The 7,432-nt window shown below is 44.7% G+C and carries 7 protein-coding genes; 2 read left to right on the top strand and 5 right to left on the bottom strand.

Annotation, left to right across the window (positions count from 1 at the left end):
• The 5 genes from AC1DUA_RS15170 to AC1DUA_RS15150 form a co-directional block, all read right to left on the bottom strand.
• Positions 1 to 619: hypothetical protein (locus AC1DUA_RS15170; protein ID WP_477500568.1), on the bottom strand; the 619-nt coding region annotated here is incomplete at its 3' end.
• An 18-nt stretch (positions 620 to 637) separates the two neighbouring features.
• Positions 638 to 1,450 (bottom strand): carbohydrate ABC transporter permease, encoded by an 813-nt coding sequence (locus AC1DUA_RS15165; protein ID WP_477500567.1) that lies wholly within the window; start codon positions 1,448 to 1,450, stop codon positions 638 to 640.
• Positions 1,451 to 1,467: 17 nt separating this feature from the next.
• Positions 1,468 to 2,388, bottom strand: a complete 921-nt coding sequence (locus AC1DUA_RS15160; RefSeq protein WP_477500566.1) for a carbohydrate ABC transporter permease — start codon at positions 2,386 to 2,388, stop codon at positions 1,468 to 1,470.
• Between the two features lie 97 nt (positions 2,389 to 2,485).
• On the bottom strand, positions 2,486 to 3,799 hold the full coding sequence (locus tag AC1DUA_RS15155) for an ABC transporter substrate-binding protein (protein WP_477500565.1): 1,314 nt from the start codon (positions 3,797 to 3,799) through the stop codon (positions 2,486 to 2,488).
• 1,067 nt (positions 3,800 to 4,866) lie between these two features.
• Positions 4,867 to 6,105, bottom strand: coding sequence for an MFS transporter (locus tag AC1DUA_RS15150; RefSeq protein ID WP_477500564.1), 1,239 nt, complete (start codon positions 6,103 to 6,105; stop codon positions 4,867 to 4,869).
• Positions 6,106 to 6,451: 346 nt separating this feature from the next.
• On the opposite strand from AC1DUA_RS15150, the gene AC1DUA_RS15145 reads away from it, so the two are divergent.
• On the top strand, positions 6,452 to 6,589 hold the full coding sequence (locus tag AC1DUA_RS15145; RefSeq protein WP_477500563.1) for a hypothetical protein: 138 nt from the start codon (positions 6,452 to 6,454) through the stop codon (positions 6,587 to 6,589).
• A gap of 65 nt (positions 6,590 to 6,654) precedes the next feature.
• On the top strand, positions 6,655 to 7,432 hold a 778-nt coding region (locus AC1DUA_RS15140; protein ID WP_477500562.1), incomplete at its 3' end, for an ArsB/NhaD family transporter.

Genomic DNA, 7,432 nt, shown 5'->3' with positions numbered 1-7,432 from the left:
GCACAGCGATGATGCCAACAGGGCTGTCGTCAGAGGTTTTATAAATTTGCTTAGCCAATGAGAACACGTGGACGCTCTGTGAATTCAAACTGTCGACATAAGTGCCATAACGGGTCGAGAACCATCGGAAGTTGCTGCCATCCTCAAGTGTCTTGAGAAACGGAGTTACGATGCCAGCGGAACGGTCGCTCCAGCGGTAAATGCCTTTTATATAGTGCGTTTTCGTTAGGAAAGAGATCGATTGAAAATCTTGATTAATCGCTATGATGGTGGATAGTTTCGTCGTTAAGGATAAGCTGTCTAAATCATACTGCCCGTTGTCAACCCGATCGAGCGTGCGCAGCATGGAAACGATTTCATTATTGTTTACGACTTGCATCATCATGTCCTTATAGATGCCAAGCCGTGTATCGATATTATCGGCAGTTTGCTTGAGCAGCTGCTCGGAATATTCAGTGACTTTATTGTTCATTGTTGATTTAGAGATGGAATAAGAAATAAACCCCATTGCAACCAGAGGCGTCAATGAGAACAGAAATAAAAGCAGCATCCATTTATAACGTATGCTGCTTGTCCATATGAGTATCCTTTTGTATTTCTTTTCAGGTCGTTTCGCCATGATGGAAATCCCTTCTATCTATCCTTTAATCCCTGACATCGCCACACCTTGAACAATGTGCTTCTGTAATATGATAAACACCAAGATGGTTGGAATTGCTGCAATTGAGCTTGCCGCCATAATCATATTCAAGGACATTATATTATTCGACAAAAACGTTGGAAGTCCTGCCGAAAGGATCATGTTCTCTTGAGAGGTAATGGATAGGTATGGCCATAAGAAATTGTTCCAGGACAGGATGAAATAGAAGATGCCGACGGACACCATCGCCGATTTGGTAAGCGGCAAACAGATGCGCAGCCACAAGCTGACACTCCTGCAGCCATCAATCTGCGCTGCTTCGATATAGTCTTTAGGGACTCCGTCCATAAACTGCTTGAGCAACAGAATCCCGAGGGGATTCGTCAAGCCAGGGAGAATAATTGCCCAGATATTATCGATTAGTTTCAAGTGCAGCGTTGTCTCATATAGCGGGATCAGGATGGCTTCGGTCGGAATGAGCAATCCTGAAACAATGAGGAGATAGAAGAAACCTTTGGATTTAAAAGGCAATTTGGAAAAAGAGAAGGCAGCCAGCGAGCTGAATAGTAAGGAGACCACCGTGGTTACTACGCCAATCACAGCCGAGTTCCAGGTCCATCTTAGGATCTGAGAATCCTTCATCACTTTGGCATAATTAGCAAAGGTCAAATCAGACCATTTTATCCAGTCGCTTAATGTATAGACATTGACCCCATTGGGCTTTAATGACACCAGAAGCATCCATATGAGGGGAAAAATAAACAACAGGGCAAGAATGACGGCGACAACATTCAGCGTAATTCGTTTCATTGGCATTGAGACCTCCGTTAGTCTTGACGATCTGTCAGTTTAAATTGAATCAGGGCAATGAGCAGCATCATGAGACAAAAGACAATGGACTGAGCGGAAGCAAGACCGAACATATCCTTTTTAAACCCTGTCACATAAATGTATCTGATCATCGTATTCGTCGAATCGCCCGGACCGCCGCCTGTCATGATTTGAACTTGCCCAAACAGTTTCAGACACGAAATAACCTGATAAAACACTTGTATTTTCATGACTCTGGACAAACCCGGGAGCGTAATATGCCAAAATTGCTTCCAGGCGCCTGCGCCATCTATTTTCGCAGCCTCATAATGATCCGTAGGGATTTCTTGTAATCCTGCTAGAAACAATACCATGACGAACCCAACAGTCCACCAATTGGTCGTTAACGTAATAGCCCACCATGCAAAATTCTTATCGGTTAACCAGTGAATTTCTCCATGGACGCCAATAAGCTCTAAAAAAGCATGTATCGGTCCGTACTTGGAGTCGAACATACGCAGCCAAATAAAACTAATAACAGAGACCGAAAGCACATAAGGCAAGAAAAAAATCGAACGAATCGTTGTCCGGAATAGAATTTTTTGATTGATCACCAGCGCCAATACTAACCCTAGTACAATAACGGTCGGCATACCTATCAAAACGAAGTAAACCGAATGCCACATATACAAGTAAAAGTCTGAATCGGTAAAAATTTTCTTGTAATTAGCTAAACCAACATATTTTTGCATGCCTTGAATGTTCCATACATGCAGGCTCATCCACGCCCCCCGCCATACAGGCCAGAGGTAGAAGATGGTAAACGGAATGAGGAACGGTATCAGGTACAGAATCGCTTTCCAGTCACTGAAGAAAGGCCATGCGTAGGTTTTTCGAAGGACAACAGTCCTTTCGTTCTCTCTCACTTTAGTTTCCATAGGGTATACTCCTTCAATCTTTGCTCAGTGCTCCATGGTAACAAACCGAGTGAAGCCGCCTCGCTTGTGGCAGCCTCACCGGTTTGGCATACTCAGGCTAGTTGGATAAAATGTCGTTGATCTGCTTCTCCATCGTTTTCAGCCCATCTTCAGGGGTTTGCTTACCGAAAATAATGTTTTGGAGCGATTCCGAAACCGTCGTGATGATCGTGGTATATTTATCGGTTTTCGGTGCGAATTTCACCGTTTTTTGTGCCTCGATGAAGTAATTGCGGTAAGGCAGCTTTTTGTATTCATCGCTTGTTGTTACAGCGCTGTTCGCCGGCACGTGGCCTGCTTGCCCCCAAGTTTTGCCGCCAATTTCTGAGAAGTACTTCATGAATTTAGCTGCCGCTTCTTGTTTCTCTGGTGCTACGTATGTCGGAACTACGAGCAAGTGAGAGCTTCCCCAATGCGTTTGGCTTCCAAAAATGGCCGGGAGCGGCATAGCGCCGATATTTGGCGATTTTTCGCCGAGCAATAGGCCCGCTTCCCACACGCCGCCGAACCAGAATGCCGCTTTACCGTTGTGGAACGAATCCCATGGCGTTTTATCATTGAGATCCGTATATTTATTGTTGTAAAGATCCATGTAGAACTTCAACACATTGAGCGCTTTTTCATTATTAATTGCCGCTTTGTTCGCTTCCGCATTCAGTAAGTCGCCGCCTGCTTCATAGTACAGGTTCAAGAAAGGCTCTTGGAAATACGGCGTATTTACGGCAAGTGCTTGCACATCCGGCACTTTCGCATGTATTTGTGCGAGTGTCTTCTTGAAGCCCTCCGGTGAGAGATCGCCAAGCTTTGGCGTGCCGTCATCGTTCAGCAGTTCAGCTTTTTTCAGCAAATCTTTATTGTAATAGAACATATGGAAATGCGTGTCTAGAGGAATCGCGTATGGCTTGCCATCGTAGGAGACGCTTTTGATATTCGTGTCGGAAATTTGTTTTAAATCAAAGCCGACCTTGCTGGCTAACTGATCCACCGGCACAATTTGCTTCGCTTTTACAAACGGTGAAATCCGGTCCACATGCGCGACGGCGACGTCCGGTCCTTTGGAGGAAGATAGCGCTGTGCTAAGCTTCGCATAATATTCGTTGGACTCAAGGCGGAGCTGTTTCACGATGACTTCTTTTTGGGATTCGTTATAACCTTTGATAATTTGGTCGACGAAATCGCCCTCTCCACCTCCGAACATATTCCAAAATGTGATTTCGACCGGGCTTGCCGGTTTGCTAGCAGCTGCTTTCTCTGTGGCAGCTGCTGTCGATGCCGTATTACTGGCAGCGCTTTCTTTTGTGCTCGAACAACCGGAGATGACTAAGGTAAGTGCTACACTGGCCATCAGCATACTTGTTAACTTCTTTTTCATGATACGTACAACCCTCTCTCTGAGTAATGGATGAAATTCGAAAGCCTTTTCACACTTGGCTCCCTTGGTTATTACTTTACAGGGTTCATGCTCTGGTCTAAACCGATAAAAAGATGATCATTGGGGAACAAATTTAAGATTTGTAAGCGCATGCAGTTGTAAGCAAGTAGACAATCTTACGGTTGGTGTTCAAAGTTACGATATCGCTATAGGTTGGACGTTGAATAAAAAAAAGACCGCATTCGCGATCCGATCACACCATTATGTTGCACAAAATGCAACATAAGCCTTCCACTKCGATCTCGACTTTACTGCTCAGACGTCCCTTTGTCCGCTCAACCTGTCACACCGTTTACTACTCATCTCCATCTCTCATCACCTATCACCATTCACTCACTTAGTTGTGACTGCAACAGTATTCTATGTTGTACTTTGTGCAACCATTTGACTGTAATTTGGCGTCAGCAGGCCTCTATGTTGTACTTTGTACAACGATTCAAGTGCTAAACCGCCTATATCTAACCTTTTTGCAGCAAATGGTTGTATATTGTGCAACGAAAGACCGCATTCGCGATCCGATCACGCCATTATGTTGCACAAAATGCAACATACACCCTCAAATTGCTTATCAGCCGTCTCGACATTAGCTCATCCTCATCCTCATCCTCATCCTCATCCTCATCCTTAAGCCCATCCCTTCACTAATTACCCATTACCCATCGCTCATTACGATTCCCTTAATTTTAAGGGGAAAAGTGCTGCTAATTTATTCATTTCTGCTGCTCACTGGCCAATAGATGGATATTATCCTGCTAATTCCTCAAGTTTCGTGAGAAGTGAGGCGAATCGACCGAATTAACTGTACAAGCTCCAGTTATTTCATCAAAGTCCTACTCCGCGCCATTTTTAACAGTAGAAATTCCAGTTGCTTCGCAAACAAACATAAATAAGGGTAAGCAATGCTTACCCCCATGTGTAAAAAAGATGACCCCCGTACAATAAGGGGGTCATCTCTGGTTTGGCTTGACAAGACCACTCGGATACACACCAAATGCGTTATACCCCTATCACATCTGCCCTTGCAGTCTCTGAGTCAACTTGCCCTGCACGAACCACATATACACGCCAAACCCCGCCAGCATCGCTCCGGCTGTTAGCAGGAATGGCAAGGAGTAATGGTTACCGGCCAAAATATAACCCACCCAATAAGAAGCAATCGTGTTGCCGATACTCCGTGAAACTGTCCTCATCCCTGCGAAAACATTGCGGTCTTCTTCAGCAACAGCGGACATACATTCGCTGTCCATCATGTTGTTCAGCATCGTAAAACCAGTGCCTCGAATCAGCAGCAATACGGCAAAGACAGAGCTCGTCATAGTAAGCGCCATCAGCCCTACCACTACGATGTTATAAAGAAACAGAAATACGAAGGCATTGCGGCTGCCCATGCGCTCCAATAGGTACGGCACGAGAAGCGAACCGACAAAAAAGAACACACCAGAGAGAGCTAGAAGGCCAGAGATACTGCCGTCCTCCATGCCAAATCTAAATTTCAATATGACGTTGAGGAATGGGCTCAATAAACCAAAGGTGAAGCCTGAATTAAAGATAAGCAAGGCAAGCAGGAACATGAGTGAATAGGCGTGCGCCTTCTTGTGCCTGACCGAAGAAGGAACTGCAGAAACACCTGACTTCCCAGTTGCTCGGTCGTTGGCAGACGGGAGCAGCCAGCCTCTTAGAATACCAGAAAGCCCTAAGCAGCCGCCAGCCACGAAAAAAGCGTATTGGTACAGTGTGCTGTGCCCTGGCAGCCACAACGGGAGATAACCTCCCAGCCATGTGCCAATGCCAGTGCATAAGGTAAAGATTGCAAACAGCAGCGAATAGGCGCTGGTCTCTTCTTTTTTCGTGCGGCAATATTGAAAAATGAGTTGAATTTCCGAATTCACAATGGCGCTAATGCTTAGTGACCAAGTGAGCTGTGCTGCGGTAATCATTCCAACTCCGGTACCGAATCCATAGATGATCAACGCTAAAAAGGCCAGCAGCATGCCGATAACGAGCATCGCTTTTCGGCCTATGTATTTGACGACGATGCCTGCCGGCAGACTGGTCAATCCCACGGTCAGCGCTCCCAGCGAGGTGATGCGCCCGATGTCCTCTTTGGAGAAGCCGAGGTCCAGCAAATGTAAGTTCAGAATTAAGTTGAAAATGCCCGCGCCGATACCAAATAAGCTTTCAGTTGCAATAAATCGTTTGACGCCAGGAGATAAATCACGAAATAAACCGACTGTGTACGACCACATAGCTGCTCCCTTCCTCTTGCTGTATGAACCTATCTTACCGTGCAGGGGCACATGGTTCAACACACAAAGAGAAAAGGCTCTCCTAGGCAATCCTTGCAGTCGGCTGTTTCGCGCCTTTCAAGATGCTATTAAACCTTGAAAATGGAAATGACTTGACATAAAACCTAGTTCATTATAAATTTATATCGCAAAAGAATATTTGATGTAAGCCATTCATATCATTAATTAACTAAATATTTACTGTGTTTTGGAGGAGCCTGTCACCAAGGGCTCCTTATGGTCTTTTTTAGCCATGCCGAGCCCTTGCAGAGGGCTCTTTTTTGTGCAGAGAAAGGAGAATATATGAATGAACTTATCAAATTTCTGGTCGCCGCGGCTCTTTTTCTCATATGGATGGGTGTCTTATTTGGATTCATCATCTATGCAGCCTTCGACGAAAATAAACAAAGACAAAACAATTTATTTCTTGGTGCTGGAGCAGTAACTGTATCAAGTACAGTCCTTATTGGATATTTTTTGTCAAAGCGCAAATAACAACTAGGAGGAATTATGGAACAGCAAGTAATTTTGGCAATTGGCATTTTTCTAGTAACATACGGCATGATTATTGCAGAGAAAATTCATCGCACGATCATCGCTATGCTCGGCGGCCTTCTCATGGTCGTCTTCGGCATTGTGAATCAAGAAACGGCTTTGCACCATATTGATTTTAATACGCTAGGGCTGTTGATTGGCATGATGATCATTGTTAGCATTACAGCAGAAACGGGGCTCTTCAAATATATTGCTTTAATTTCTGCTAAAAAAGCGAAAGGCGATCCAGTCCGTATTCTGATATCACTCGTGATCATTACTGCCGTTGGTTCGGCTTTTCTAGATAATGTTACGACCGTACTCTTAATGGTTCCCGTCACGTTCAGTATCACTCGGCAGTTGCGGGTGAATCCCGTTCCGTTTCTTATCACTCAAATTTTTGCTTCTAATATCGGAGGTACTGCTACATTAATCGGGGATCCTCCGAATATCATGATCGGAAGCGCGGTTAAAGAATTAACATTCATGGCATTCATCAATAACCTTACTCCCATAGCGTTCATTATCATGGCATGCATGCTTCCTATATTCGTCATTATGTTTCGCAAACAAATTCAGAGCACACCAGAATTAATGATGAGCATCATGCAACTGGATGAAAAAGAGGTAATTACCGACCGTACTTTACTCATCAAAAGTGTTTCCGTATTGGGACTTACAATCGTTGGTTTCTTCCTGCATCAGATGCTTCATCTGGAATCAGCAACCGTCGCATTGATAGGAGCCTTTATCC

This window comes from Paenibacillus sp. 01T422 (assembly GCF_056398785.1).
This window is presented reverse-complemented; position numbering and strand designations above follow the sequence as displayed.

Excerpts from the sequence above, each read along its gene's own strand:
- AC1DUA_RS15165 (WP_477500567.1), bottom strand. The coding sequence starts at position 1,450 with ATGAAACGAATTACGCTGAATGTTGTCGCCGTCATTCTTGCCCTGTTG.
- AC1DUA_RS15160 (WP_477500566.1), bottom strand. The coding sequence starts at position 2,388 with ATGGAAACTAAAGTGAGAGAGAACGAAAGGACTGTTGTCCTTCGAAAA.
- AC1DUA_RS15155 (WP_477500565.1), bottom strand. The coding sequence starts at position 3,799 with ATGAAAAAGAAGTTAACAAGTATGCTGATGGCCAGTGTAGCACTTACC.
- AC1DUA_RS15150 (WP_477500564.1), bottom strand. The coding sequence starts at position 6,105 with ATGTGGTCGTACACAGTCGGTTTATTTCGTGATTTATCTCCTGGCGTC.
- AC1DUA_RS15145 (WP_477500563.1), top strand. The coding sequence starts at position 6,452 with ATGAACTTATCAAATTTCTGGTCGCCGCGGCTCTTTTTCTCATATGGA.